We start from the raw sequence: 25,958 nt of genomic DNA on the forward strand, positions 1-25,958 counted from the left end.
TCCGATCCGTGCGCTAGGGCGTCTCGTCTGGATCTTCGCGGGGCCGCGACGCCAGCTACGGCACCTCGCCGCGTTGCCGAAATGCCCACAGGAAACCACCCTGAGGGCACTCCGGCGCCTTGCGATGCACCGCATCTGACGTCGCGACCTGATCCACGAAGATCCAGACGAGACGCCCTAGAGCAGTCTCTCGTTCATCGCCATGACGGCCGCCGTGGTGCGGTTGGGAGCGCCCAGTTTCAGCAGTATGGCACCGACCAGACGTTTCACCCCGTGGGCCGAGATGCCGAGCGCCTTCGCGATCTGCTTGTTGCTGTATCCCTGGGCCAGCAGGCCGAGCGTCTCCCTCTCCCGGTCGGTGAAGGAGACCGCGCGCCGGCCGGTGTGATGCCGCACCGGTCCCCGGCTGCCGGCGAGCAGTTCGCGTGCCAGTGGCGCGGGCAGCGGCATGTCGCCCTCGACGACGCGGCGCAAGGTGGTGTCCAGGAGCGGCACCGTCGCCTCCCGGAGCGGGATGACGCCGTCGCACGGCACCTCCACGGGGAGCGAGAGGTCACTGGCGTGGATGTCGTCACCGATGAGCAGGACGAAGGGCCGGGTCCCGGGGCCCAGCAGGTCCTCCCCCGTCAGCGTCCTCCACTCGGGCAGGGTGGCGATGATGAACGAGGCGCGGCCGGGCCCGCTGTCGGGCGACCCGGTCCGGTCCGGTCGCCGGTCGACGAGCGTCACCCACGGGATCTGCGCGAGCAGGGAGCCGACGCCCCGCCGGAGCACTTCGGACTCCACGAGAAGGGTGACGTCGAGCGGCACATCGTCCCCGAGTTGGTGAGAGCTCTCCACAATCGTTTCCTTTGTTCCTGGGAAGCCGTGACAGCACCGAAGAACGGCCCCCGCGTGCTCCGGCGGACAGCACCTCACGCCCGTACGGTCCGCGTACGGTGGCGCACCTCTGCCCCGGAACTGCCCGGTCCTCCACCCCGGGCCACGGACGCGCGTGGGCGCGACGGTTCGCTGTTGCCTGTGTTCAGAACAGTTCCTCGCGCGCCCCACGGTAATCGTGTGACAGTAAGCCTTTCCCTCTCTGCCCCCAGGGGCACCCGTTCCGGCCCTCGGGGGTGCCCGCGACGGCCCGCGACTCCGCACTCGGCGCGTCAACTCAAGGGCAGAACATTCACCCTTTCAGGGGCGCTCTTTTCACGGACTGTGCGGTATTTCCGGTCATACCGGGGGTGACGGAAGACAACCGGGGGGCGTCTGAGGTGACCGCGACGCCCCGGCGGCGTGAGGGTGACGTACGGCGGGAGCTCCGCCCCGGCCGGCGGGCGCGCAAACCCGCGGCGCCAGGTTGGCCGGACCCGCGGACGTGCCCCTGTACGTAACCCCCGCCCTGCGCTGCCCTACTGAGCGTCACGGTGACGCCCCGGCAGCCCTCCGCGGAGCCGGCCGGCGCGCCGTCCAGCAGCGTCAACTCCGAGGGGATGCAGCATGTCCACACCTCCCGCTCCGCTCCGGGTCACCCTCGTCAACGGCAGCTTCGAAGAACCCACCGTCACCAACTACGAGATCCTGCCCGACGCCTCACAGACCCAGGCTCCCAAGCGGGTCCCCGGCTGGCTCACCACCGCCTCCGACCACATGGTGGAGCTGTGGCACACCGGCTTCCTCGGTGTGCCGTCCGCCGACGGCGCCCAGTTCGCCGAGCTGAACGCCAACGAGGTGTCCACGCTCTACCAGGACCTGCCGACCACCCCGGGCACCACGCTCTACTGGCGTCTGCAGCACCGTGGCCGGCTGGGCGAGGACACCATGGCGCTGGACATCGGCGCGCCCGGGTCAACGGTGGAGCAGGGACGCTTCTCCGACGGCAAGGACGCCTGGGGCCAGTACCGGGGCACCTACGTCGTCCCGGCGGGACAGACGCTGACGCGTTTCGCCTTCCGCTCCCTCTCCGCCGCCGGCGGCAACCGAGGCATCGGCAACTTCCTGGACGGCATCTTCTTCGGCACGGCCCCCCACGTGACGCTCCACAAGGAGGCGATTCCGGCCGGACCGCTGGAGGTGGGAGAGATCATCACGTACCGCGTCACCGCCAGGAACGAGGGTGGCGGCGCGGCGGAGGCCCTCGTCCTGACCGACGTCGTCCCACCGGGAACGACGTACGTGCCGGGGTCCCTGCGGATCGTCGACGGGCCGAACACCGGGGAGAAGAGCGACGCTCCGGGCGATGACCAGGGCTCCTACGACGCCGGGGCGAACCGGGTCGTCTTCCATCTGGGGACCGGGGCCTCCGCCGCCGGCGGGGGCACGCTGCTCAACACCGAGACCCTGCCGGGCGGGACGACGGCCGAGTACCGGGTCCGCATCGAACGGGCCGCGGCGGGAGGGCTGATCAGCAACACCGCGACCGCCTCCTACGAGAACCGGCTCGGCGAGACGCCCGAGTCCCTGACGGCCGGCTCCAACGAGGCGGTCACCGAGGTCAGACCGGCCGCCGACCTGTCGGTGGTGAAGGCCGCCGACGCGACGACCGTCACCGTCGGCCAGACGGTCACCTACCGCATCACCGTGCGCAACGCCGGCCCGAACGACGCCACCGGCGTGCGGGTCACCGACCGGCTCCCCGACGGTCTCGTCTTCCTGTCCGCCGAGGGCACCGGGGAGTACGACCCGGACACCGGCCTGTGGTCCGTGGGCGACCTGGCCGTCGCCGCCACCGCCGCCCTCGTCCTGCGGGCGAAGGCCACCGTGGCCGGCCTGATCCGCAACACGGCGACGGTCCTGGGCAACGAGACGGATCCCGACACCGGCGACAACGCGGACTCCGTCACCCTCTGTGTCGTACGGGCGCCCTCCTGCTGTGATCCCTGTGCTCCCGGGACGTAGCCTGCCCGGCCCCGGAGTGAGGGGCGAAGGGCGATGACGGCAGCGGCGCCGCCCATCACGGGGCGACGCCGCTGCCCCGTCGCCACCCGCAGGCCACCTGCCCGGAGCACACCGACGGCACCGACGGCTTCGCGATCGACCGCAGGGCGACCGGCTGATCGCGGTCGCCCCCGGCCGGGGCGGTCAGGGGGCCAGGGCCGCCCGGAGGGCCGCCTCCACGTGCAGCCGCGTCGTGGGAAAGACCGGGACGGGGCTGTGCCGCTCCCCGATGAGCAACTCGATCTCGGTGCAGCCCAGGATGACGCCCTCGGCGCCCCGCTCGACGAGCCGACCGATCACCCGCTGGAACTCCTCGCGCGACGCGTCCCGCACCACACCGAGGCACAGCTCCTCGTAGATGATCCGGTGGACCACGGCGCGCTCGTCGGCGCCCGGCACGAGCACCTCCAGCCCGCCCGCTTCCAGACGCCCGCGGTAGAAATCCTGCTCCATCGTGAACGCCGTCCCGAGCAGGCCGACCGTGCGCACCCCCGCGGCCCGCACGGCGACCGCGGTGGCATCGGCCAGGTGCAGCAGCGGTACCGACACCGCCGCCGCCACCTGATCCGCCACCTTGTGCATCGTGTTGGTACAGATCAGCACCATCTCGGCGCCGGCCCGCTCCAGGGCGCGGGCCGCGTCGGCCAGGATCTCCCCGGCCTCCTCCCAGCGTCCCTGGACCTGGAGTCGCTCGATCTCCGCGAAGTCCACCGAGTAGAGCACGCAGCGGGCGGAGTGCAGCCCACCGAGCCGGTCACGCGTCAACGTGTTGAGCAGCCGGTAGTACTCGGCCGTGGATTCCCAGCTCATTCCGCCGATCAGGCCGATGACCTTCACGTCCGCCTCCCTGTGCTCCCGAGCCTGCGCAGATCGTACCGAGGGTGTCATGCCCTGTGGTCCCGCGGGGCACGGCGCTCCCACGACCGCCGGCCCCGGCTGTCGGCGGTGTCAGCGCGATGCCCGCCGGGCGGCCAACACCGTCGCCCCCGAGGGCGGGTGCGCCGCTCAGGGGCCAGGTGGCCGGGTGCCGCCGGGGGTCAGCCGAGGTGCCGGATGAGATGGTCGGCCGCCTCGGCCGCCATCCGGTACAGGGCCTCCTCGGTCTGAGCCCCGGTGTGCGGGGTGATGACCACGGCCGGCTCGGCACGCAGCGGATGGTCCCGCGGCAGCGGCTCGACAGTGGTGACGTCCAGGCCGGCACCCGCCAGGTGGCCCGCGCGGACGGAGGCCAACAGCGCCTCCTCGTCCAGGATGCCGCCGCGCGAGGTGTTGACGACGACGGCGCCGGCCGGCAGGGCCGCCAGTTCGGGTGCCCCGATCAGCCCGCGGGTGCCGGGGGTGAGCGGCACGTGCAGGCTGAGATGGTCCGCCGCCGCCAGCAGGGCCGGCAGCTCGGCGGGTTCGGCTCCGGCGGCGGTGATGTCCGTATCCGGGACCACGGGGTCGTGGGCCAGGACGCGCATGCCGAAGCCGTGGGCGGCGATGGCCGCCACCCGGCGGGCGATGCGGCCGAATCCGACCAGGCCCAGGGTGGCGCCGTTGAGTTCACGTCCACGGATGGCGGTCCGGGTGTCGCCCTCGCCGCGCACCGCGAGACCGATGCCGCGCCGCACGGCGAGCAGCAGGGCGATGGTGTGCTCGGCCACCGACTGGGTGTTGGCGGTGGGCGTGGTGGTGACGGTGATGCCCTGGGCGCGGGCCTGGTCGAGGTCGACCGTGTCGAGGCCGACACCGTGCCGGGCGATGATCCGCAGCCGGGGCGCCCGGCGCATCATGGCTCCGTCGACGCGTTCGGTCCGCAGCAGGATCCCGGCCACGCGGTGGCGGACGGCGTCGAAGGGGACGGGATCGGCGCCGTAGCCCAGGCGGACCTCGGCATGCCGGCTGAGGCGGTCGACGGCGTCGGGGTGGACGGGGCGCGGGATCCATACCAGGGGTATGGGGGCGTCAGTCACGGGGTACCAGCCGCTGGTTGGCGGCACGGCGTTCGGCCTCGCCCGCGATGAGCCGGTGAGCGGTGCCGATGACCTCGCCGATGTCGGCCCGTGGGACGACGGCGACACCGTCGTGGTCGCCGAGCACCCAGTCACCGGGGCTGACGGGGACACCGCCGACGGCGACGGTGACGCCGGTGCGGTACGGGCCGGTCTTCCAGGGGCCAGCGGGGGTGATGGCCCGGGCGAAGACGGGAATGCCCAGCTCCGGCAGTTCGGCGAGGTCGCGGGCGGCGCCGTCCAGGACGATGCCGCCGATCTCCAGGGCTTTGGCCTTCTGCACGACGAGTTCGCCGATCAGGGCCCGGGTGGTGTCGCCGCCGCCGTTGACGACGAGGATCTCACCGCGCCGGATGGTCTCGAAGGCGGCGTGCAGTCCCTTGTTGTCGCCGGGCCGGGTCCAGACCGTGAAGGCCGGCCCGGAGAAGGTGGCGCCCGGCCACAGGGGGCGTATGCCGTCGGCGACGCCGAAACGTTCCATCGCGTCGGAGACGGTCGCGACGGGGAGCGCGCCGGGGGGCGGGTAGTCGTGCACGGTTCTCCTTGGGTGGTGGTCCCTCAGTACAGGGCGGGCGGGAGTCCGATGCGCGCGATGTCCTCGGCGCAGCGGTGGATGGCGTGGACGAACCCGGGGATCTTGTCGTCGGTGAAGCGGACGGTGGGGCCGCCGAGGGCGAGGACCACGGTGCGGGCGGGCCGGCGGCTGCCGGTGTGCGGGACGGGTACGGCCAGACCGCTGTTGCCCGCCTCGCGCTGGCCGTGGCTGACGCTCCAGCCCTGGTCCGCGGCGCGGGCGATGCCCTCGCGCAGGGCCTGCCGGTCGCCGCCGGCTTCGGTGACGATGGCGGCGATGAGGGCTTCGCGCTCGGCCGGGGGTTCGAGGCTGAGCAGCATGTAGGCGGCGGAGCCGAGATTCATGGGCAGTTCGTCGCCCTGCTGGACGGCGTGCCGCAGGGTGTTGGGGCTGGGGGCCTGGCCGACGACGACGCGGCGGTTCCCCTCGCGGACGTAGAGGCTCACGGTCTCGCCGGTTTCCGCCGCCAGCGCCCGCATCCGGGCGAGGGAGGCGGCGGGCACCGTCCAGGCCGCGTCGGCGAAGGCGGCGAACGAGATCAGGGCGGTGCCGACCCGGATCCGGCCGTCCGCTCCGGCTTCCAGCAGTCCCTCGGCGGCGAGGGTTTCCACCAGACGCAGCACGGTCGTCCGGGGTAGTCCGGTCTCCCGGACCATGTCGGCCAGACTCAGTGACATCCGGTCGGGGGTGAAGGCCCGCAGGACCCGCCAGGCGCGGCTGACCGCGCGGATTCCGCCGCCCCCGTCGCTGTCGGTGGCCGCTGTGGTGGTCATTCCGCCCCCTTGTGCAGCGCTCAGTTCGAACCGAAGGCTTGTATACCACCTGGCGGTTATCTGTATCCACCAGACGGACACTCTGATATCGCGTCGCACTGGAGGACACCACGCCGATCGCCCGGCTCGCCAAGGACGACGAGGCGCCCATCGTCCCGGCCGATGCGCCCTGCCAGACCCTGAAACGATGTCCTCCAGGCCTGGCAGGGAGAACCGGCACGGGCACGCCATCGGCGGCGGCGAGGCCCTCACCGCCTGCCGTCGCACATGGTGGAGGTCGGGGTCAGCGGTTCCAACGACTTCCGCGACCGGATCGAGGCGCCGCCTGACCACCGACGCGGGGAAGGCGAACGCCGCGGGGCCGGCCCGTGCGGGCCGGCCCCGGCGCTGTGCGGGCGCGGCGCCGCGGGTGCTCCCGCGGCGCGCTCGCTCAGCGGTCGTTCTTCCACACGGCGCCCGGGGACGGTGCCCCGGAGGGGGAGATCGCCGGGGCGCACACGGTGGGCCTCAGATGCGCTCGGTATAGGGAGCCCGCCAGGCGGGGGCCCGGTCGGCACCGAGCTCCGTCCAGTACTCGCGGCCCCCGGTGATCACACCGTTCTCCACGGTCCAGAAGGACACCGCCCGGTGGACGCCCATCGCCCCGTGCGGCACCTCGACCTCGGAGACGACCTCGTTCCCGGAGGCCACGACGCGCAGGACGTGGATCGACCAGCCCTCCGGGTACTCCGCGTTGACCCGCACATAGTTCTCGCGGCCCACGATGCGTTCACCGCTGGCCGGCCACTCCACGATCGCGTCGGGTGCCAGCAGTGCTCCGACGCCGCTCCAGTCACGGTCCTGCATGCGGTCCCACAACAACCGCACGGTCCTCGAAGGTTCCATGGCCTCATCCTGCACCGCGCCTCTGACAGTGACTCACGGTAGCCGGCGACGCCGGCCGGCGGCCCGCGACGCGATCGCGCGCACGTGACCGGCACACCAGGCGTCCTCCCCCGCGCCCCCGCCCGAACGCGTCAGCACCTGCCCGCGCCACGGTCGAAAAAGGCCAGGTACCACCGGGCCGGGGCTCCGGGGCGGTCACCGGCCCACCCGGCGTACGCGGACTCCCGGGACGTTCCCGGTCCTGAAACCTCCGGGCCGATGACGGAGCGGACACCTCGCTTTCCCTGCCATTCCCCTTCCGCCTCTGCCAGAACTCCGGTTTTCGCAAAGAATGACGAAGCAAGCCGATCATTCGGCCAAGCACCGCATTCGATGTTTTCCGGTCGTTGTCCCCCGAATTGCACCGCCGCCGTTCCGCCAAATCTAGGATCGTGAGTCATGACCGACGCTCCACGGGACCATTCCGCGTCCCGTGCGCGCCGGCCGACGTGTCCGCGGCTCGCACGTGAACTCCTGCTCGTGGCACCGGACTACAAGGACCTCACGCCCGGCCGTCTCCACACCCTGACCGGCACCGGCCGCCTCGGCGCCACCCGGGGCTGAGCGCGCGGCCCCGGCTGTCCACCGTGCCCCGTGCCCACGGCGCACCGGGGGACGCAAGCACTCACCACCGATGACCGGACGGCCGCACCGGCCACACCGGCCACACCGGCCACACCGGCCACAGACGGAACGGCGCGACCGCACGATGCCCCGCCACAGTCCCGCACCGAGGGGAACAGGAAATGACGGATCTCAACGTACTGATCGCGTTCGACGCGGCCACCATCGTCGAGCGGTACCCCGACGCGTCGAGGAACCCCGACGCGCCGACGCAGGTCGACCACAGCCTCATCTACATGACGACGCGCCACGACCACATCATCGGGACGTCCGGGGCCGAGCTGAATCTGCGGGCCGAGACCGGGGACAGCATCAGGTGGCGGGAGACCACACTGTCACTGAGCAGCGACTACAAGGCGCTGCTGTACCGGTACGTGAGCAGCGACAGCGGACACCAGCTCATCAGGACGCCGGAGATCGAGGTCATCGACGGCATCTTCCCGATGCCGCAGGAGGGCACCGAGGGGACCCCGGGCTTCGTGACGCAGAACTACCAGGACCACTACTGGCGCACGACCGTCAGGAAGCCCGGTCAGGTCGTGTACCGCTTCTTCTTCCAGATCCTGGACCGGCACCGGCAGCTGAAGGGCTACTTCCAGTGGGACCCCTACATCACCATTGAGAGCCCGTGACGGTTCGGGAACACCGGGGCGGCGGTCCGCACCGGCCGCCGCCCCGGCCACCTGTCCGCGTCCACTCCGCCTCCCCTGGGCGCGAACGCCCGTTGTCCTGAACTCCTCCTCGTCAGCTGACGGTCCATCCGCCCGCCTCGTGGGCGTCCTCCGGCCGGATGTGACGCCGCGTCTGTTCCTTCGCCGGGATCGATTGTCAGTGGTGGGTGAGAAGGTGGGAACATCCAATCGGAAGAGGGGGAGCTTTCATGTCCGGAAAGCAGAACTACATCAACCACGTCGCCCTGGTACTGGATGCGAGTTCGTCCATGTCACACCTGAGCGGTAAGGTCGTCGAGGTCGCCGATCAGCAGATTTCCTATCTCGCCCGCCGGTCCGAGGAATTGGACCAGGAAACCCGCGTCACGGTGTACGTGTTCTCGAACACGGTGGAGTGCGTCATTTATGACAAGGACGTACTGCGCATGCCCTCGCTCAAGCAGTTGTACCGGGTCGGCGGCATGACCGCCCTGCTCGCCGCCGCGCTGAAGTCGCAGCACGAACTGGCGCAGACGGCCCAGCTGTACGGCGACCACAGCTTCTTGACGTTCGTCCTCACCGACGGGCAGGAGAACGCGAGTCATCGCTGCCAGGACGCCCCTTCCAAGGATCCCAGGGTGCTGGTCGAGTCGGTGGCCCGGATGATCGAGACGCAGGCGGACAACTGGACGCTTGCCGTGCTGGTGCCGGACCAGATGGGCAAGCGTGAGGCCATGCGGTGCGGTTTCCCGAAGGACAACATCGCGATCTGGGACGCCACGAGCACACAGGGCCTCGAAGAGGCCGGGCAGGTCATCCAGGAGGCCACCGAGAAATTCATGGTGGGCCGCACCAAGGGCATCCGGGGATCGCGGGCGGTTTTCTCCACGGGGGCGGAGACGGTCAACAAGGACACCATCAAGGCGGCCGGCCTCACCCCGGTGAATCCGTCGCAGTATCAGCTGATTTCCGTCACGCGGGACGCGGGGATACGCGAGTGGGTGGTGGAAAGTGGGCACACCTACCGCACCGGTGGCGCTTTCTACCAGCTGTGCAAGTCGGAGAAGATTCAGGCGCGCAAGCGGATAGCGGTGCTGGAGAAGAAGACGAACCGGGTGTACACGGGGCCCGAGGCGCGGGCCCTGCTCGGCCTCCCGGACGTGGAAGTGCGCGTGAAGCCCCATCACAACGACGATTTCACGATCTTCGTGCAGAGCACGAGCGTGAACCGGAAGCTCCTCCCGAACACGCGGCTGCTGCTGATGCTCTGACGCCGACAAGCCGGCGGAGCCCGGTTTCCGTGTCGACACCGGGGCCCGGCCCGCCGATCGGGCGTCGGCCGCACGAGGGAGGTACGGCAGGGGTACGGGGGTGCCCGGCGCACGGTCGGGACGGGGGAGGGTGCAGGAGCCGGGGGGCGCGGGATTTTCTGTGGTGACGGGACAGGCGGATAGATCCGGAGGGCGGACAACGTCTGAGTCATGACAGAAACAGCGAGGCCCATGGAGGGTTCATGACCGGCACGACCACACTCAGGCGCGCCCTGCTCACCGGCGCGGCCACCACCGCGGCCCTGGTGGTTCTCTTCCCCCAGGCCGCCCAGGCCGGCGGGATGGACCCCGTCGAGGTGCTGCCCTACGAGCGGGTGGTGATCAACGACCAGTTCGTGATGGGGCTGCTGCCCGAGGGCGAGCAGAACTACGTGGTCTCCTCCCCCGACTCCTTCGACGAGGACGTCGAAGCCGCCAGGGGGTACCCGGGCACCAGCATCAACCCCAACAGCATCAGCGCCGGTGTGTACGGCGTGGACGGCGAGATCATCCTGCTGGAGGGTGCCTGGCGGCTGGACGAGGGGGTGCCGTTCATCGCGGTCACCCCCGAGGGCCAGGACTGGGGCTACGGGGCCCAGCCCGTGGTGCTGGAGGAGGCGGACGGCTGGGGGACCTACTACTTCGACCCGGCCCGGTGGGCGGTCGACGGCGTCGACACCTACACCATCACCGCGTCCGGCCCCGACGGCGAGGTGTTCGACGAGATCGAGGTCTCGCTGGGCTTCTGACCCGCCATCAACCGACCCCATGACGCGTGCACCCGAAGCCCACGACGCCGACTTCAGGACCTTCGCCGTCAGCCGCTGGCCGCGGCTGCTGCGGACGGCGCAGTTGCTGACCGGCCACCACCACGATGCGGAGGATCTCGTCCAAGTGGCGCTGGCCAAGGCGTACGCGCGGTGGCACCGCGTGACGCAGAGCGCCGACCCGGACGCCTATGTGTGGCGGATCATGATCAATGCCCATCGCGACCGGATCCGTGGGCTTCGGGTGTTCGAGTGGCTGACGACCCGGTTCCCGGAGCAGAGCGTCCGGGACCAGGCCGAACAGGTCCTCGCCAGGGATGTGCTGACGAGCGCGCTGCAACGGCTTCCGCCGCGGCAGCGCGCGGCCGTCGTGCTGCGCTATATAGAGGACCGCACCGAGACCGAGGTGGCGACGCTGCTCGGGGCCCGGATCGGCACCGTGCGCAGCCGGGCGGCGCGCGGCCTGGAGAAGCTGCGTGCCGACCCGGCCGTGCGCGATCTGCGGGCCCGGGGAAAGCGACAGGAGGTGAGCCGGCGTGCCGGAGCGGCGGGGTGAACCGGAGTTCGTTGAGGTACTGCGCCGGGCGGCGCGATGGGTGGAGGCCGGACCGGCGCCGGTGGAGGAGGTGATCCGCCGGGGCCGGGTGCTGCGGGCCCGGCGGCGAGCCACGATGCTGGCCGGCGCGGGGGCTGCGGGAGTGCTCGTGGTGGTGCTGGCCACCGGTCCGGTGGGGTGGCCGGCCGGCGAGGGCCCCTCCCCCGGCGACGGGCCCGGCACCGGTGCGCCGCCTGCGGCCACGGGCCGGGGCCCGTTCCCCGGGGAGGCGGGCGGTGGCGAGCCGCTGGAGGTGGAGCCGTATGAGCCCGTCGTGATCAACGACGAGTATGTGCTGGGGCTGCTGCCCGAGGGCCGGCAGAACTACGTCGTCGCCTCCCCCGGGCAGTTCGCGAAAAGTCTGGAGACCGCCAGGGGCCCCATCGGCGACAACATCGGGCCGGGCAGCATCAGTGCCGGCTACAGCGCCGAAGCCGGCGAGGTCACGCTGGTCCAGGGCGCCTGGCGGCTGGCGGCGACGCCGTCGCGAATCGTGATCGTGCCCGAGGAAGGGACGGGCACCCACCCGACCACGCTGGTCACGCTGAAGGGGTCACCGGGGTGGGGGGTCTACTACCTGGATGTCGCGGACGTGCCCGGGCTGTCGCAGGGCTTCCGGGTGGTCGCCCACGACGCGGACGGTGAGGTGTTCGACGAGATAGCGGTGGATCCCTCCGACTGGCAGGATCCGGGTTAGGGGCGGGGGTCCGTGTGCGACCGCGGGGCGGTCGGCCGCCGGCCGGGCTTCTCGTCGATCAAGGGCTCTTTTTGGCCATTCGACGGCAACGCCCCGGCGTGCAAGGCGGCCGGATGCCACCGTAATGCTGCCCGGGCGCCGGCGTGCGCCCCTTCCAGCATCGACCGGACACCGAGGGAGATCTCAGCGGTGAGCGAACCCCTGACCCCCGCGCTCACTCCGCCCCGTGCGGAGCAGCCGCCCGGTGCGCGGTGGGCCTGGAATCCGGACCGTTACAGCGAGGGCATGTTCAGCCACGCGCTCGCCACCGAACGGCGCCGGCTGGATTTGCTGGAGTCCGTTCTGGACGAGCACACCCGGAACCGTTTCCTGTCCCTGGGGCTGAAGCCCGGGGACCGCGTCCTCGAAGTGGGCGGCGGTGGCGGGTCGGTGGCCCGCTGGCTGGCCGGCCGGGGGGCACGGGTGACGGTGACCGATCTGGACACCACCTTTCTGGACGACCTGGCCGACGCCGGCGTCGAGGTGCTGCGGCACGACATGCTGACCGAGGACTTCCCTCCGGGATCCTTCGACTTCATCCACACCCGTTATGTGCTGGTCCACCTGCCGGGTCCCGACCGGGCGGTCGCCCGGCTGGCCGGCTGGCTCGCCCCGGGCGGCACGCTGCTGCTGGAGGAACCGTCCTCCTTCCCGGTGCTGGACTCCCCGCATCCGGCGTACCGCACCGTGATGCGGGCCTTCCGGACCCATCTGGAGCAGTCGGTGGGCAGCGACACGGCGTGGGCCCGCTCGCTGCCCGTGCCGCTGCGGCGGGCCGGGCTGACCGCGGTGGGGCTGGACGCGCGCTTCCAGCAGATCCACGGGGACGACGCCGAGTCGCGATGGTGGCGGCTGAGCCTGGAGCAGTCCCGGGTGGGCATGGTCGCCGCCGGGCTGGTCGGGGAGGCCGACTTCGAGGCCGCGTACCAGGAGATGGCCCAGCCCGATTTCCACGATCTGTCGCTGGCGGTGCTCACCGCCTGGGGCCGGGCGGCCGGCTGAGCCGGGCCCCAGGCTCCGGGGGATGTGGGCGTGACCATGCCCCGGGGCGAAGGGTGGGCCGGGTCGGGGGACACGGCCCCTGCCAAAGATCCGGGCCACCGGCAGGGGACGCGCCGCCCCGGCTCAGGAGACCCGGTCGCCGACCAGATGGTCGCCCGGGATGTCGGCGTGGTCCGGGCTGTAGAACTCCTTGATGCCGTTGATCCAGGTCCCGGTCGTGATCCGGTCCTCGTCCGTGGGGCCGAAGGCGTCGAAGAGCGCGTGGATGTTGGCGTGTTGGAAACCAATGGCCGTCATCAGCGCCTCGAAGAGGGGCCGTTCGACGAGTCCGTCGCCGTCCGGGTCCCCGAGCGCGGCCAGCGTCCCCGCGAACGCGCCCAGCGCGTCCCGGAATCGTTCCGGTGTCAGCACGCCGGCAGTGAACTCCTCCAGGCTGATGCGGCCGTCCCGGTTGGCGTCCAGCTCGCCGAGCAGGAACTCCCACCACTGGCGGAAGGCGTCGCGCAGCGCGTCCTTCTCCGCCTCGCCCGCGTCGGGGGCCGCCTGGACGACCCGCCCCGCCATGAGATCGAAGTCCTCAAACTCCAGGTATCCATTGCCATCGGCGTCGAAGAGGGTGAAGACCACTTTCGCCCGGCTGAGTGCTTCCGCTCGCATCATGCCCCGCCTTCCGTCGGGCCGCGGCCGTATGCCGTCGGCTCGGCGAAGTAACTCTGTCCCGCGACGGCCACGGACCCGCCGGCCCCGCCCACAGTTCACCCGAACGCGCTGACAGCGCTTGGGTGTTGACGCGCACCTGGGGCAGCGCGACGCATTCCCGCCGTCCCAGGGGTCCGCCGGCCGGTGGGCGGCCGGCCCGGCCCGGGAAGCGACCCGGAAACCGGGACGGTCACGGTGCGGCCCCGATGGTGACGCCGCGTGTCCGGTCACGCGGGAACGGCGTCCGAGGAGTCGCGCCGGGACTCAGCCGGCACAGCGCGAGGCAACCGTTTCTGTCCCACCGGGACTCTTGTCCCCATGGGACATGAGTGGGTGTAACGTCGGTGCCATGACGGTGAACAGGTCTCCCCTGCCGATCCCCGCCCCCCGTGAGGACGGCCGGCAGCGCAAGGCACGGCGCACCCGCGAAGCACTCGCCGCCGCCGCCCTGGAGCTGGTGCTGCGGCACGGCCCCGACGAGGTGACCGTCGCCGCGATCGCCGACCGCGCCGATGTCGCCCGCCGTACCTTCAGCCGCTACTTCGCGAGCAAGGAGGAGGCGGCCCTGGACTTCGTCCGGGAGGACGGCCGTCGCATCAACGCTCTCCTGCGCGAGCGGCCCGCCGCGGAACCGCCGCTGATCGCCTACCGGCGCGCGGTCGGGCACTGGCTCACCGACCGGGACACCCCCGCCTCGCACCACCGCCCCGAGATCCGCGCGCTGCTCGCCAGGATCGACAGCGATCCCTCGCTCTTCTCCGCCTACCAGCGCATCCGGGTCGACGCCCAGGAGGAATCGGTCGGCATCGTCGCCGCGCGGCTGGCCGTGGACCCCGCCCACGACCCCCGTCCCACTGTGGTCGTCGACGCCGCGGCCGGTGTGCTGACCGCCGCCATGCGGCTGTGGGCGCGCCACGCACCCAGCGGCGACCAGAGCCGCGCCGTGGCCGACCTCGCCGTGCTGGTGGAGCGCTCCTATGACGCCCTCACGGAGGAAGCGGCTGCCGCCGCCGACCGCGAGGCCCTATCCGCACGAAGAAAGTGAACAGCACCATGAGCACCACCCCCGTACCCGACTACGCCACCGAGTTCACCGGCCGCACCGTCCTGGTCACCGGCGCCGCCTCCGGCATCGGACTGGCGACCGCCCGCCGGCTGGGCGCCGGAGGGGCCGACGTCGTCGTCGCCGACTACCGCGCCGAGGGTGCGGAGGAAGCCGCCGCCACCCTGCGCTCCGAGGGCCTGTCGGCCGCCGCCGTCACCATGGACGTCACCGACCCCGCCTCCGTCCAGGCCGGTGTGGCCTTCGCCGTCGAGACCTTCGGCGGTCTGCACCTGGCCGTCAACAACGCCGGTGTCGGCGGTCCCGTCGCCCCCACCGGGGAGTACGACATCGACGCCTACAACCGGGTCGTGCGCACCAACCTCGACGGCGTCTTCCACTGCCTGCGCCACGAGCTGCCCGCCATCGAGGCCGCCGGCTCCGGCGGGGCGATCGTGAACGTCGCCTCGATCCTGGGAAGCGTGGCCTCCCCCGGCTCCTCCGCGTACGTCGCCGCCAAGCACGGCGTGATCGGCCTGACCAAGACCGCCGCCGCCGAGTACGCCACGAAGAACATCCGGATCAACGCCGTGGGCCCCGGCTTCATCGAGACGCCGCTGCTGCAGGACATGGACCGCGCCCAGTACGAGGGCCTGGTCGCCCTGCACCCGGCCGGGCGCCTGGGCACCAGCGAGGAGGTCGCCGAGCTGGTGACGTTCCTGCTGTCCCCGCGCGCGTCCTTCGTGTACGGCAGCTACCACCTGGTGGACGGCGGCTACACCGCCGTCTGATCCGCACCGCGGTGCCCGCCGGAGCGCCTCGTCCCGCCGCCCACCGTGCCCGGTTCGGCCACCGTGACCGGGGAGGTCTCGATGTCCGGCACGGGCCTCCCGGTCCACCGACCGCGAACGCCCGGAGCTCCCCGTGCCGCAGGGGCACGGGGAGCTCCGGGCGTGGGCCCAGCTCGGTCCGGGTCGGATCAGGCGACCGTCGGACCGTCAGTAGGAGCTGTTCACGTTGTCCATGGAGCCGTAGCGGTCGGCCGCGTAGTTGCAGGCCGCGGCGATGTTGGCCACCGGGTCGTAGACGTCCTTGCTCGTACCGTCCACGTGGTACTGGTCGAAGGTCGGGTCGATGACCTGCAGCAGGCCCTTGGACGGGATGTTCTTGTGCGCGTTGCTGTCCCACATGTTGATGGTGTGGGGGTCACCGCTGGACTCGCGCATCAGGTTGCTCTTGATGCCGTCGTAGCTGCCGGGGATGCCGTTCGCCTTCATGACGTCCAGGGCCTGGTTGATCCACTGGTCGATCTGCTCGGCCGAGGCGGGCTGCGGCTTGGGCTGCTCCTTGCGGTCGATGGTGACCAGGGTTCCGTCGGCGTTGTACTGGGCGCCGCGGCCCTTGTCCGCCGGAGCGGACTCCTTCTGCTGGGCCTGCGCCGCGGTGTCGGCGGCAGCGGCGGCGGGCTTGGCCGCGGGGGCCTCGGCCGTGTCGGTGGCAGCGGCGGCGCTGCCTGTGTCAGCACTGCCCGCGGCGGCGCTGTCGCCGGCCTTGGGGGCCTGGTCGGTGGTGCCCTGGCCGGTGGGCGGGGTGAAGGCCGGAGCGCTGGTGCTCATGGTGGTGGGGGCGACGGCGGTGGTGTGCGCGTCGGCAGCGGCACCCGGGGCGTGGACGAGGGACAGAGCCGCGGCCCCGGCGGTCACAATGCCGGCCACAGCAGCCGTGCGGGTCCGGATGCGGGAAACGCCGTGGGTGGCGGTCATACAAAACACCTCGATCCTCACGAGACGGGGATATGCCGCGAAGTGCGACAACGCCACCCTGCCCGTGCCCCCACCCCCGGAGCAAAGAGCATCTCTGCGACCACGCCTCGTAGCGAGCCGCCATATGGGCACTTTGTCCGCTTTGCTGGGGGCTGGGCGCCTCCTACCCCGCATCGGATGTGACCGCCGTCTCGTGCCCCGCCTCACAGCGCACCCCCCTCGACGTCACCCGGAGCGGCGGCGGACCTACACGTGGTGAGCGGATGACCGGTGCGCCGGCGCACCCACCGTGGTCCCGCGCTGACCCAGGGGCGCGGCGGAGGGGGCCGACGGAGATTACTTGGCGAGGGAGGCGAGATAGGCGTTGTAGTCGGCCAGGGCCTGGTCGTTCGTACGGTCGGCCTGGCGGTCCTCCCTGCGCGCCGTGCGCTCCTCCGAGGCCCACCACTGGAAGACGAGCGCGATCAGCACCAGGACCGTGGGGATCTCGCTGAAGGCCCAGGCGATGCCGCCCGCCGCGGACTGATCGGCCAGGGCGTCCGTGGCCAGGGAAGCGGCCGGATCGGCGAAGGTGGCGATCATGGGCTCGCTGCCCATCATCAGGGCGATGCCGAAGAAGGCGTGGAAGGGCATCGTCGCGAACAGCTCCAGCAGGCGGATCACGTAGCCGGAGCGGTGCGGGCCGGGGTCCACGCCCATGATCGGCCAGAAGAAGACGAGACCCACGGCCAGGAAGTGGACCATCATCGCGATGTGGCCGGTCCTGGAGCCCATCAGGAAGTCGAAGATCGGGGTGAAGTACAGGCCGTACAGGCTCGCGATGAACAGCGGGATCGTGAAGACCGGGCTGGTCAGCACCCGTACGTAGCGGGTGTGCAGGAAGGCGATCAGGAGCCGGCGGGGCGCCGAGGGGGGCAGGGCCCGCATCGCGAGGGTGACCGGGGCCCCGAGCAGCAGCAGGATGGGGGTGACCATGCTGAGCACCATGTGCTGCACCATGTGCACGCTGAACAGCACCATGCCGTAGTCGTTCAGCGCGGTGGCCGTCACGGCGAGGATCGAGACGATGCCCAGGACGAAGGAGACCGTGCGGCCGACGGGCCAGCGGTCACCCCGGCGGTGGAGGCGGAAGGCGCCCCACAGATAGAGCGCGAGCACGATCAGGCTGCCCGCGAGAAAGACGGGATCGCCGCCGAATTCCATTCCGCGTGCGAAGGAAAACGGCGGCAGATCCGCCATCGTGCCGTGGTCACCGTGGTCCATGGGCAACAGGATATGACCCGGCGTTTTCGGTCAGACGGTCTGGGTGGCCGCCGCGACGCGTTCGGTGCGCAGGGCGTCGTACCAGCGGTCGTCCACCGGGGGGAGCGCGGGAACATCCAGGTGGAGGCGGAGCAGCAGATCGGCGATCTGCGGGTTGCGGGCCATCACGGGACCGTGCATGTAGGTGCCGAAGATGGTGTCGCGCCAGGCGCCCTCCGTGCCGTCCCCGGTGCCGTTCCCGTTGCCGAAGTGAACCTTCGCGAAGGGACGCACGCCGGGGCCGAGCTGGGTGACGCCCTGGTGGTTCTCGAAGCCGGTCAGCTGGGGCAGGCCGAGACGCTCGTCGACGTCGCCGAGGACATCGCCGACGCAACGGGCTCCGGTGCCGCGGACGCTGATGACGTCCAGCAGGCCGAGGCCCGCCTCGCGCTCGCCGAGGTCGTTGACGAACTCGCGGCCCAGGATCTGGTAACCGGCGCAGACGGAGAAGATGATCGCGCCGGACTCGGCGGCCTTGGTGAGGCCGCCGTCGCGGCGCAGACGCTCCGCCGCCAGGCGCTGGGGGCGGTCCTCGCCGCCGCCGATGAGGTAGATGTCACCGGTGGTGGGGACGGGCTGGTCGGAGCGGACGTCGACGCGCTCGACGGCGAGTCCGCGCTGACGGGCCCGGCGCTCGACGACCAGGACGTTCCCCTGGTCGCCGTAGGTGCTGAGCAGGTCGGGGTAGACCCAGACCAGGCGCAGGCTGGAGGCGGTCATGGTGTGCTGGCCTTCCTTGGTGTCAGTTGCCGACGACGCGGCGCAGGTCCTGGAACGCCGTGTAGTTGGCGATCGCCTCGATGCGGCCGGGAGGCAGGTTGCGGATGGCCTCGGCCGCCGTCTCGTAGACCTGGAAGTTCTGGCCGGCCACCTCCAGGCGGACGGCCAGGTCCAGGCGGCGGTCGCCGATGACGGCGATGGGGTGGCCGGTGAGCCGGGTGTAGTCGACGTCCCACAGCCAGGAGGTGTCGGTGCCGTCCGCGCCTCGGGCGTTGACGCCGAGGATGACCGGGGCCGGGGCCGGGTCGATCAGGGAGAAGGTCTCCAGCCAGCCGGCCGGGTTCTTGGCGAGCAGGAGCCGGATGTCACGGCCCTCGTACTGGACCACGTCGTAGCGGCCCGCGACGGCGGCCACCGACTGCATGCGCTGGAGGGCGACCTGGGGGGAGATCCCGAAGGTGGCGGCGACGGCGGCGGCCGAGGTGGCGTTGGCCTTGTTGGCGCGGCCGGGGAGCTGGAGGTGGATGGGCCAGGAGGCGCCGTGCGGGTCGAGCACATTGTCGCCGGAGAGCACCCAGGTGGGTGTGGGGCGGCCGAAGCCGCACTGGGCGCACTTCCAGTTGGTGTCGTCGGGGCGCTGGAGCACTCCGCCGCACGAGGGGCAGGACCAGGCGTCGTCCTTCCACGCCTGGCCGGCGGCGACCCACACCACGTTGGGGCACGAGGACGCGGCCCACACGATGAGGGGGTCGTCGGCGTTGGCGATCACGATGGCCTTGGTGCCCTGGAGCCCTTCGCGCCAGTGCTCGGCCATCATGCGGGTCTCGGCCGCGCGGTCGAGCTGGTCGCGGGAGAGGTTGAGCAGGGCGATCGCCTTGGGGTTGACGTCCTGGGCGACGGCGATGAGGTACTTCTCGTCGACCTCCAGGGCACCGAAGCGGGCTTCGGCGCCGGCCGACAGCGCGGAGGTGATGCCGGCGGGCATGTTGGCGCCCAGGGCGTTGGAGACGACCTCGCCACCGGCGCGCAGGGCCTCGGCGACCAGGCGGGTGGTGGTGGTTTTGCCGTTGGTCGCGGAGATCAGGACCACGTCCAGATGTCCGGCGAGCCGGGACAGCAGTTCGGGGTCGAATTTCAGGGCTACGCGCCCGCCGATCACCGATCCGCTTCCGCGGCCGGCGGCGCGCGATACGGCGGCTGCTGCCTTGCCCGCCGTCACGGCCAGCCTGGCCCGTGGTGACAGCGGCGTGCTCTCTGACATCGTCCTGGCTCCTCCTTGCCCTAGACCGATGACCAGCCTATCGAGGTCTGCGGCGGTACTCGCACCGCATCCGGTCAAGTGTGCGGCGTGGCGGGGGCGTTCCCCGCACCCTGGGCGGCTTTCACCCATTTGCCCGTATCGAGTGATCATTACTCTTTGTGGGCTTTAGGGTGCTTACGGTGAAGGGAGTGGTCGTGATCCTGTCGGTTTCCTGGGTGGTTCTGCTCGCGGTGCTGATGCTGGTGTTCTTCCGCAAGGACGGACTGAAGCCGGTGCACGCGGTGGTGTGCGCGCTGTTCGGCTTCTATCTGTCGGGGACGGCCCTCGCGCCGGGCATCACGGCCGGCGGTGAGTCGCTGGCCTCGCTGCTGGGCGGCTTCGGCCTGTAGAGGGGTGGGGGTGGGGGTGCGGGGCGGCGGTCAGCCCGGAAGGGCGGCGTGCGGATCGTCGAGGATGGGCTGCCAGGCGAGCTCGGCGGCGCCGACGAGACTGTTGTGGTCCAGGGTGCAGGGCAGGATGGCGGCGTTGCTGTCCTTGCCCCACAGACTGTGGTCGCGGACGGCGGCGCGCAGCCGGGCGGGATCGGCCTCCAGCAGCCAGCGGTGCAGCCCGCCCAGGATGATGCGGTCGGGGTTGAGGATGTTGACGAGGCCGGCCAGCCCCTGGCCGAGGCGGTCGGCGACGGCGTGGGTGGCGGCGCGTACGGCCGGGTCGGTGGCGTACTCGGTGCGGATCAGGTCGCGGGCCTGGTCGAGCAGGGAGCCCTCGGGCCCTGGGGGCCGCCCGGCGGCGTCCAGGAGGGCGAGGGGGTCGGTCTCCACGTCGAGGCAGCCCCGGCTGCCGCACTGGCAGGGCCGCCCGGCGGGATCGACGGTGAGGTGCCCGACCTCCAGGGCCAGCCCGGCGCTGCCGGTGTGCAGCCGCCCGTCCAGGACGAGGGCCCCGCCCACGCCGCGGTGCCCCGTGGCGACGCACAGCAGATGGCGGGCGCCGTGCCCGGCGCCGTGGCGGTGCTCGGCGAGGGCTCCGAGGTTGACGTCGTTGCCGCAGTGGCCCCGGGTGGTGAATCCGGCGTCCGCCAGGCAGCGGTTGAAGATGTCGCGGACGGGGGCCCCGGCGGGCCAGGCGAGATGCAGCGGCCCGCGAGCGGTGCCCTCGGGCTCGGCGACGGCGGAGGGGACGGCGAGTCCGGCCCCGACGCAGCGGCGCCCACTGGCGGCCAGGAGTTCGGCACCGGCGGCGACGAGTTCTCCGATGACCTGGGCGGGGTCGGCGTCCACGGTCTGGCAGGCGGGAGTGGTGGCGACGATGCCGCCGCCCAGCGCGACGAGAGCGGCGCGGTAGCCGTCGGCGTGCACCTGGGCGGCGAGGACGACGGGGCCGTCGTCGGCGATGGACAGCCGGTGGGAAGGGCGGCCCTGGGCACCGGCCGGGGCGCCGGGGCGGGCGTCCACGGTGATCAGCCCGAGAGTCTGGAGCTCGGCCGCGACGGCGCCCGCCGTGGCACGGGTGACGCCGAGTTCGGTGGTGAGGACGGCGCGAGTGGGGGCCCGTCCGGTATGGACGAGCTGAAGGGCGGGGCCGAGCGCGTTGCGGCCGCGTTCCAGCCTTGTACGAGAGCGGGTCACGTCCCTATTCTGACTTTGTGCCTTCGATGAACAAATTCAGGGCCGGGTCGGAACGGGGAAACCGCCGGGCCGGCGACGGTCGGAGGACGGTCGATCCGGCGCTGCGTCAACTGCGGTACGCGCTGACGGCGTTCTTCGCCGTGGACGGTTTCGTGTTCGCCGGCTGGGTGGTGCGCATCCCGGCGGTGAAGGAGCAGACGGGGGCGTCGGCCAGCGCGCTGGGGCTGGCGCTGCTGGGCGTCTCGGTGGGCGCGGTCGTGACGATGACGCTGACGGGGCGGTTGTGTCAGCGGCTGGGCAACCACCCGGTGACGGTGGGTGCGGCGCTGCTGCTGTCGGCCAGTGTGGCGCTGCCGGCACACGCGCATTCGGCCGTGGTGCTGGGGGCGATGCTGCTGCTGTTCGGGGCCGGGTTCGGCGGCATGAACGTGGCGGCCAACAGCGCGGCCGTCGATCTGGTCGCGGCACTGGGGCGGCCCGTGATGCCCTCCTTCCACGCGGCGTTCTCACTGGGCGGGATGGTGGGCGCGGGGGCCGGCGGGCTGGTGGCCGGGTCACTGTCGGCGGCCTGGCATCTGTCGGCGCTGGCGCTGATCGGCGTACTGGTGGCGGTGGTGGCCGGACGCGCGCTGCTGGCCCATCCGGCGCCGCGCGCGCCCGGGCCGGGGCCGGAACCGGCGGCCGGGAGCGCGCCGCGGGCCGGCGCCGCGGGCCCGGTGGGGTGGCTGGTCGTGGTGCTCGGGGTGGTGGCGGCGTGCACGGCGTACGGGGAGGGCGCGCTGGCGGACTGGAGCGCGCTGCACCTGCGCGAGACGCTGCTGGCGAGCGAGGGCCTGGCGGCGGCCGGGTACACCGTGTTCGCGCTGGCGATGACGGTGGGGCGGCTGTCGGGCACCTGGCTGCTGCTGCGACTGGGGCAGACCCGGGCGATGGTGGCCGGCGGTTCGCTGGCCGCGGCGGGGATGCTGCTGGCCTCGCTCGCGCCCTCGGTGTGGCCGGCGCTGCTGGGTTTCGTGGTGACGGGTCTGGGTCTGGCGAACATCTTCCCGGTGGCGATCGGTCAGGCCGGGTCGCTGGCCGGGCCGCGCGGCGTGGCGGCGGCCTCGACGGTCGGGTACGGCGGAATGCTGCTGGGGCCGGTGGCGATCGGTTTCCTGGCCGACTGGTTCTCCCTGGCGACGGCCCTGACCTCGGTGGCGCTGCTGTCGGCGGCCGCCGCCGCCATCGCGTACGCAATGCGCGGGTCGGCCCAGGCCGTCTCCTGAGAGACTCGCCGGAAACGGAAGGGGGGCGCGATGGCGGCGCGGAGTGAGGCCGAGCGGGACGCGCTGACGGTGGAGTTGGTGTTCGCGCTGCTCACCGGTGCGTTGCGGGCGGCGGCGGTGTTCGCCGTGGTGTGGGTGCCGGTGGAAGTGCTGGAGGCGCCGGGTCGCGACGCCTGGCTGATGGCGGCCTGCGCGGCGGCGGGCGTGGCGTTCACCGTACGCGTGGTGCGCGTTCTGTGGCGGTGGGAGCCACCGGCCGGCCCACCGGAACGGACTCCTCGGCGATGACCACGCGTTGAGTCCGGTGGCGAGGGTTCCGCGCGCCCGGGACAGGGTCGCACGGTCCCCGGCGGACCGAAGCGTAAGGCCCGGCGGTGTCCCTCCCCCGCACGCGGGACGGTCCGGCCCCGGACCTGCCGGTCCCGGGCCGAGGCTGGGGGAGGTTGGGGCGAACCCCGCCCCCGGCAGGGGCGCTTGAGTCGCCGTGTCCACGCCGTACGGGGTGCCACCGGCTCGCCGTGAACCCCGTACGGTGTGGGCGCCGTTACTCCTTGCGCGACTTCTCGTCGGCGGGCGCGGCTCCCTCGTCGGCGGGGGTCGCGGCGGGGTCGGTGCGGTCCAGCGCGGCCAGGGCGCGGCGGGCGGCCGGGTGATTGCGCACGATCCCGGCCAGGGTGGTGGAGCCGCGGGTGATCTGGGCGAAGGCGTTCCAGGCGGGACGGAAGCCGATGAGCGCGGTGTGCAGCAGCCGGTGACGCGGGCCGAATATGCCGATCATGCGGCGGCCCACGCCCATTTCGGCACCCAGACCCGACTTGATGGCGAACGTGTAGTTGAGCGCCTGGCGGCGCGCGTCGACGGCGTCCCCCGCGTCGGCGATCCGCACCGCCCACTGGCCGGCCAGCCGGCCGGAGCGCAGCGCGAAGGAGATGCCCTCCCGGGTCCATGGCTCCAGCAGCCCCGCCGCGTCTCCGCACACCAGCACGCGCCCCCGGGAGAGCGGTGAGTCCTCGCCCCGGCAACGGGTCAGGTGGCCCGAGGAGATGGCCGGCTCGAAGCCGGACAGGCCGAGCCGGGTCGTGAAGTCCTCCAGATAGCGACGGGTGGCCGCGCCGTCGCCACGGGTGGAGATGACGCCCACGGTGAGGGTGTCGCCCTTCGGGAAGACCCAGCCGTAGGAGCCGGGCAGCGGGCCCCAGTCGATCAGGGCACGGCCGGCCCAGTCGGCAGCGACCTCGGGCGGAACCGGGATCTCGGCCTCCAGGCCGAGATCGACCCGGTCCAGACGGACGCCGACGTGCGCCCCTATCCGGCTGGCGCTGCCGTCCGCGCCGACGACGGCGCGGGCCAGGATCGTCTCCCCGCCGCTGAGCACGACGGCGACCGTGCGCCGGTCGGGCACGGCCGGGCCGTGCTGTTCTACACGCGAGACCGCGGCCTTGGTACGCAGCCGGGCACCGGCGCGCACCGCCGCGTCGACCAGGCGCTGGTCGAACTCGGCGCGGTTGACGAGGCCGAAGAGCATCCGCTTGGAGCGGCGGGTGCGGGAGAGTTTGCCGTTCAGGGAGAAGGTCACGGCGTGGACGCGTTCGCGCAGGGGCAGTTCGAAGCCGGGTGGCAGCGCGTCGCGGGACGGGCCGATGATGCCGCCGCCACAGGTTTTGTAGCGGGGCAGTTCGGCTTTCTCCAGAAGCAGGACCCGCCGCCCGGCCTCGGCGGCGGCACGCGCGGCGGAGGCGCCACCGGGGCCCGCTCCGACGACGACGACGTCCCACACCACTGTGTTCTCGGCTCCGCTCTCGCTGCTCACGCTGTTCGCTGCTCCCGCTGCCCGTCCGTTCCGTCCTCGCGTTGGCATCCTACGGTCCCGGGTGGGCGGCGGTTCGCTGTGGGATGATCGGCTGTCATTCCCGGTCAGGTACGCGGCCCGGGCGTGCCCGGGGTTGGTGCGCGGGTGGCGGCACGCAGCTCAAGGAGCCTTTCATGCAGCATTCTTCTCCGCACTCCGGTCCGCACAGCGCGATCGCCGCGTCGGTGGCCGCGATGATGCCCGCGGCGCGCGAGGAACTGGCGCGGCTGGTGGCGTTCCGGTCGGTCGCCGATCCGGAGCAGTTCCCGCCGAGCGAGTGCGAGGCGGCGGCGCGGTGGGTCGCGGACGCGCTGCGCGGCGAGGGGTTCACCGATGTGCGGCTGCTGGACACCCCGGACGGCACCCAGTCCGTGTACGGGCTGCTGCCCGGTCCGCAGGGCGCGCCGACCGTGTTGCTCTACGCGCATTACGACGTGCAGCCGCCGCTGGACGAGGACGCGTGGACCTCGCCGCCGTTCACGCTGACGGAGCGCGCCGGGCGCTGGTACGGGCGGGGCGCGGCCGACTGCAAGGGCGGGGTGCTGATGCACCTGCTGGCGCTGCGGGCGCTGCGGGCCGCCGGTGGGGTGCCGGTGACGGTGAAGGTGATCGTGGAGGGTTCCGAGGAGCAGGGCACCGGGGGCCTTGAGCGATACGCGGAGCAGCACCCGGAGTTGCTGACGGCGGACACCATCGTGATCGGGGACAGCGGGAACGTACGGGCGGGGCAGCCGACGGTGACGGCGGTGCTGCGCGGGATGGCGATGGTGCGGGTGCGGGTGGACACCCTGGAGGGGAATCTGCACTCGGGGGCGTTCGGCGGGGCGGCGCCCGACGCGCTGGCGGCGCTGATCCGGATGCTGGACTCGCTGCGGGCCGCGGATGGTTCGACCTCGGTGGACGGCCTGGACTCCTCGGGGGTGTGGCCAGGCACGGCGTACGCGGACGAGGCGTTCCGGGAGGACGCCGCGGTGCTGGAGGGCGTGGAGCTGATCGGCTCCGGAACGGTGGCGGACCGGCTGTGGGCGCGGCCCGCGGTGACGGTGCTGGGCATCGACTGCCCGCCGGTGGTGGGTGCGACGCCGTCGGTGCAGGCGAGCGCGGGGGCGCTGGTGAGCCTGCGGGTGCCGCCGGGGGTGGACGCGGGTGCGGCGGCCGGGCTGCTGGCGGACCATCTGCGGGCGCGCGCGCCGTGGGGCGCGCGGGTGAGTGTGGACCCGGCGGGTGAGGGCCAGGGGTTCCTGGCGGACACCACCTCCCCCGCGTACACGGCCATGGCCGACGCGATGCGGGCGGCGTACGAGGGCGCCGAGATGGCGGTGGTGGGCCAGGGCGGCTCGATCCCGCTGACGGCCACGCTGGCGGGGCTGTATCCGGAGGCGGAGATCCTGCTGATCGGGCTGAGCGACGCGGCCGCGCGGATCCACGCGGTGGACGAGAGCGTGGACCCGCGGGAGCTGGAGCGGATGGCGGTGGCCGAGGCGCTGTTCGTCCTGGGGTACGCGGACCAGCGGGCGGAGGGTGCGCGGGCGTAACGATTCCGCGCCGCCGCCGGGCC

27 protein-coding genes are annotated in these 25,958 nt (G+C 72.2%); 14 read left to right on the forward strand and 13 right to left on the reverse strand.

Translation table 11 applies throughout. The features are described from left to right. Nucleotides 1-177 precede the first annotated feature (177 nt). Nucleotides 178-840 carry a helix-turn-helix transcriptional regulator gene (locus H7827_RS01625; protein ID WP_386541152.1) on the reverse strand — a complete coding sequence of 221 codons (663 nt, stop codon included), beginning with the start codon at nucleotides 838-840 and terminating at the stop codon, nucleotides 178-180. A gap of 645 nt (nucleotides 841-1,485) precedes the next feature. Between H7827_RS01625 and H7827_RS01630 the strand changes: the two genes are divergently transcribed. After that, entirely contained in the window at nucleotides 1,486-2,883 is a 1,398-nt protein-coding gene (locus H7827_RS01630; RefSeq protein WP_432742036.1) for a DUF7507 domain-containing protein, read from the forward strand. A 183-nt stretch (nucleotides 2,884-3,066) separates the two neighbouring features. On the opposite strand, the gene H7827_RS01635 is transcribed toward H7827_RS01630, so the two are convergent. From H7827_RS01635 to H7827_RS01655, 5 genes are all read right to left on the reverse strand, one after another. Continuing rightward, nucleotides 3,067-3,759, reverse strand: a complete 693-nt coding sequence (locus H7827_RS01635) for an aspartate/glutamate racemase family protein (protein ID WP_386541149.1) — start codon at nucleotides 3,757-3,759, stop codon at nucleotides 3,067-3,069. 200 nt (nucleotides 3,760-3,959) lie between these two features. Next, on the reverse strand, nucleotides 3,960-4,877 hold the full coding sequence (locus H7827_RS01640) for an NAD(P)-dependent oxidoreductase (RefSeq protein WP_432742038.1): 918 nt from the start codon (nucleotides 4,875-4,877) through the stop codon (nucleotides 3,960-3,962). Continuing rightward, nucleotides 4,870-5,451, reverse strand: a complete 582-nt coding sequence (locus H7827_RS01645; RefSeq protein ID WP_432742040.1) for an RraA family protein — start codon at nucleotides 5,449-5,451, stop codon at nucleotides 4,870-4,872. The genes H7827_RS01640 and H7827_RS01645 overlap by 8 nt, the downstream gene beginning before the upstream one ends. Before the next feature lie 23 nt (nucleotides 5,452-5,474). Then, nucleotides 5,475-6,263 (reverse strand): IclR family transcriptional regulator, encoded by a 789-nt coding sequence (locus tag H7827_RS01650; RefSeq protein WP_432742042.1) that lies wholly within the window; start codon nucleotides 6,261-6,263, stop codon nucleotides 5,475-5,477. 507 nt (nucleotides 6,264-6,770) lie between these two features. After that, the gene (locus tag H7827_RS01655; protein ID WP_432742044.1) at nucleotides 6,771-7,148 is read right to left on the reverse strand and encodes a nuclear transport factor 2 family protein; all 378 of its coding nucleotides are present in this window, start codon (nucleotides 7,146-7,148) and stop codon (nucleotides 6,771-6,773) included. A gap of 438 nt (nucleotides 7,149-7,586) precedes the next feature. Between H7827_RS01655 and H7827_RS01660 the strand changes: the two genes are divergently transcribed. The 7 genes from H7827_RS01660 to H7827_RS01690 all read left to right on the forward strand — a co-directional run bounded on the left by H7827_RS01660 (nucleotide 7,587) and on the right by H7827_RS01690 (nucleotide 12,871). Further along, a complete protein-coding gene (locus tag H7827_RS01660) occupies nucleotides 7,587-7,751 on the forward strand; it encodes a hypothetical protein (protein ID WP_432742046.1) in 165 nt (54 codons plus the stop codon). Nucleotides 7,752-7,933: 182 nt separating this feature from the next. Then, nucleotides 7,934-8,443 carry an inclusion body family protein gene (locus tag H7827_RS01665; protein WP_432742048.1) on the forward strand — a complete coding sequence of 170 codons (510 nt, stop codon included), beginning with the start codon at nucleotides 7,934-7,936 and terminating at the stop codon, nucleotides 8,441-8,443. Nucleotides 8,444-8,691: 248 nt separating this feature from the next. After that, nucleotides 8,692-9,732 (forward strand): vWA domain-containing protein, encoded by a 1,041-nt coding sequence (locus H7827_RS01670; RefSeq protein ID WP_386541134.1) that lies wholly within the window; start codon nucleotides 8,692-8,694, stop codon nucleotides 9,730-9,732. Nucleotides 9,733-9,974: 242 nt separating this feature from the next. Then, complete coding sequence (locus H7827_RS01675; protein ID WP_432742050.1) at nucleotides 9,975-10,520, forward strand: hypothetical protein; 546 nt, start codon at nucleotides 9,975-9,977, stop codon at nucleotides 10,518-10,520. 19 nt (nucleotides 10,521-10,539) lie between these two features. After that, nucleotides 10,540-11,094, forward strand: coding sequence for a SigE family RNA polymerase sigma factor (locus tag H7827_RS01680; RefSeq protein ID WP_386541130.1), 555 nt, complete (start codon nucleotides 10,540-10,542; stop codon nucleotides 11,092-11,094). Beyond that, nucleotides 11,075-11,830 (forward strand): hypothetical protein, encoded by a 756-nt coding sequence (locus H7827_RS01685; RefSeq protein WP_432742053.1) that lies wholly within the window; start codon nucleotides 11,075-11,077, stop codon nucleotides 11,828-11,830. The genes H7827_RS01680 and H7827_RS01685 overlap by 20 nt, the downstream gene beginning before the upstream one ends. Before the next feature lie 189 nt (nucleotides 11,831-12,019). After that, nucleotides 12,020-12,871 (forward strand): class I SAM-dependent methyltransferase, encoded by an 852-nt coding sequence (locus H7827_RS01690; RefSeq protein WP_432742055.1) that lies wholly within the window; start codon nucleotides 12,020-12,022, stop codon nucleotides 12,869-12,871. Between the two features lie 123 nt (nucleotides 12,872-12,994). On the opposite strand, the gene H7827_RS01695 is transcribed toward H7827_RS01690, so the two are convergent. Then, a complete protein-coding gene (locus H7827_RS01695) occupies nucleotides 12,995-13,528 on the reverse strand; it encodes an EF-hand domain-containing protein (protein WP_432747917.1) in 534 nt (177 codons plus the stop codon). 391 nt (nucleotides 13,529-13,919) lie between these two features. Between H7827_RS01695 and H7827_RS01700 the strand changes: the two genes are divergently transcribed. Beyond that, on the forward strand, nucleotides 13,920-14,615 hold the full coding sequence (locus H7827_RS01700) for a TetR family transcriptional regulator (protein ID WP_432742057.1): 696 nt from the start codon (nucleotides 13,920-13,922) through the stop codon (nucleotides 14,613-14,615). Between the two features lie 8 nt (nucleotides 14,616-14,623). Continuing rightward, a complete protein-coding gene (locus H7827_RS01705) occupies nucleotides 14,624-15,403 on the forward strand; it encodes an SDR family NAD(P)-dependent oxidoreductase (RefSeq protein ID WP_364241311.1) in 780 nt (259 codons plus the stop codon). A gap of 207 nt (nucleotides 15,404-15,610) precedes the next feature. Here the strand turns inward: H7827_RS01705 and H7827_RS01710 are convergent, their stop codons facing one another. From H7827_RS01710 to H7827_RS01725, 4 genes are all read right to left on the reverse strand, one after another. Then, a complete protein-coding gene (locus H7827_RS01710) occupies nucleotides 15,611-16,375 on the reverse strand; it encodes a transglycosylase SLT domain-containing protein (RefSeq protein WP_432742060.1) in 765 nt (254 codons plus the stop codon). Between the two features lie 336 nt (nucleotides 16,376-16,711). After that, nucleotides 16,712-17,638 (reverse strand): cytochrome c oxidase assembly protein, encoded by a 927-nt coding sequence (locus tag H7827_RS01715; protein ID WP_030731963.1) that lies wholly within the window; start codon nucleotides 17,636-17,638, stop codon nucleotides 16,712-16,714. Between the two features lie 30 nt (nucleotides 17,639-17,668). Beyond that, a complete protein-coding gene (locus H7827_RS01720; protein ID WP_030731960.1) occupies nucleotides 17,669-18,397 on the reverse strand; it encodes a type 1 glutamine amidotransferase in 729 nt (242 codons plus the stop codon). A 22-nt stretch (nucleotides 18,398-18,419) separates the two neighbouring features. Next, a complete protein-coding gene (locus H7827_RS01725; RefSeq protein WP_030731957.1) occupies nucleotides 18,420-19,658 on the reverse strand; it encodes a MurT ligase domain-containing protein in 1,239 nt (412 codons plus the stop codon). Between the two features lie 194 nt (nucleotides 19,659-19,852). On the opposite strand from H7827_RS01725, the gene H7827_RS01730 reads away from it, so the two are divergent. Next, complete coding sequence (locus H7827_RS01730) at nucleotides 19,853-20,047, forward strand: hypothetical protein (protein WP_030731954.1); 195 nt, start codon at nucleotides 19,853-19,855, stop codon at nucleotides 20,045-20,047. Nucleotides 20,048-20,077: 30 nt separating this feature from the next. Here H7827_RS01730 and H7827_RS01735 read toward each other — a convergent pair whose 3' ends face one another. Beyond that, a complete protein-coding gene (locus H7827_RS01735) occupies nucleotides 20,078-21,286 on the reverse strand; it encodes an ROK family protein (protein ID WP_030731951.1) in 1,209 nt (402 codons plus the stop codon). Between the two features lie 17 nt (nucleotides 21,287-21,303). On the opposite strand from H7827_RS01735, the gene H7827_RS01740 reads away from it, so the two are divergent. Further along, nucleotides 21,304-22,551, forward strand: coding sequence for an MFS transporter (locus H7827_RS01740; protein ID WP_432742063.1), 1,248 nt, complete (start codon nucleotides 21,304-21,306; stop codon nucleotides 22,549-22,551). A gap of 30 nt (nucleotides 22,552-22,581) precedes the next feature. Beyond that, complete coding sequence (locus tag H7827_RS01745) at nucleotides 22,582-22,839, forward strand: DUF6332 family protein (RefSeq protein ID WP_432742065.1); 258 nt, start codon at nucleotides 22,582-22,584, stop codon at nucleotides 22,837-22,839. Nucleotides 22,840-23,095: 256 nt separating this feature from the next. Here H7827_RS01745 and H7827_RS01750 read toward each other — a convergent pair whose 3' ends face one another. Continuing rightward, nucleotides 23,096-24,361: a geranylgeranyl reductase family protein gene (locus H7827_RS01750; protein WP_386541790.1), complete on the reverse strand. Its 1,266-nt coding sequence runs from the start codon at nucleotides 24,359-24,361 to the stop codon at nucleotides 23,096-23,098. Nucleotides 24,362-24,534: 173 nt separating this feature from the next. Here H7827_RS01750 and H7827_RS01755 point away from each other — a divergent pair, with 173 nt between their 5' ends. Continuing rightward, nucleotides 24,535-25,935, forward strand: coding sequence for a dipeptidase (locus H7827_RS01755; RefSeq protein WP_432742067.1), 1,401 nt, complete (start codon nucleotides 24,535-24,537; stop codon nucleotides 25,933-25,935). The last annotated feature ends 23 nt before the right edge of the window (nucleotides 25,936-25,958 follow it).

Source organism: Streptomyces sp. JH002, from assembly GCF_050916115.1.
Lineage (GTDB): Bacteria > Actinomycetota > Actinomycetes > Streptomycetales > Streptomycetaceae > Streptomyces > Streptomyces xiamenensis.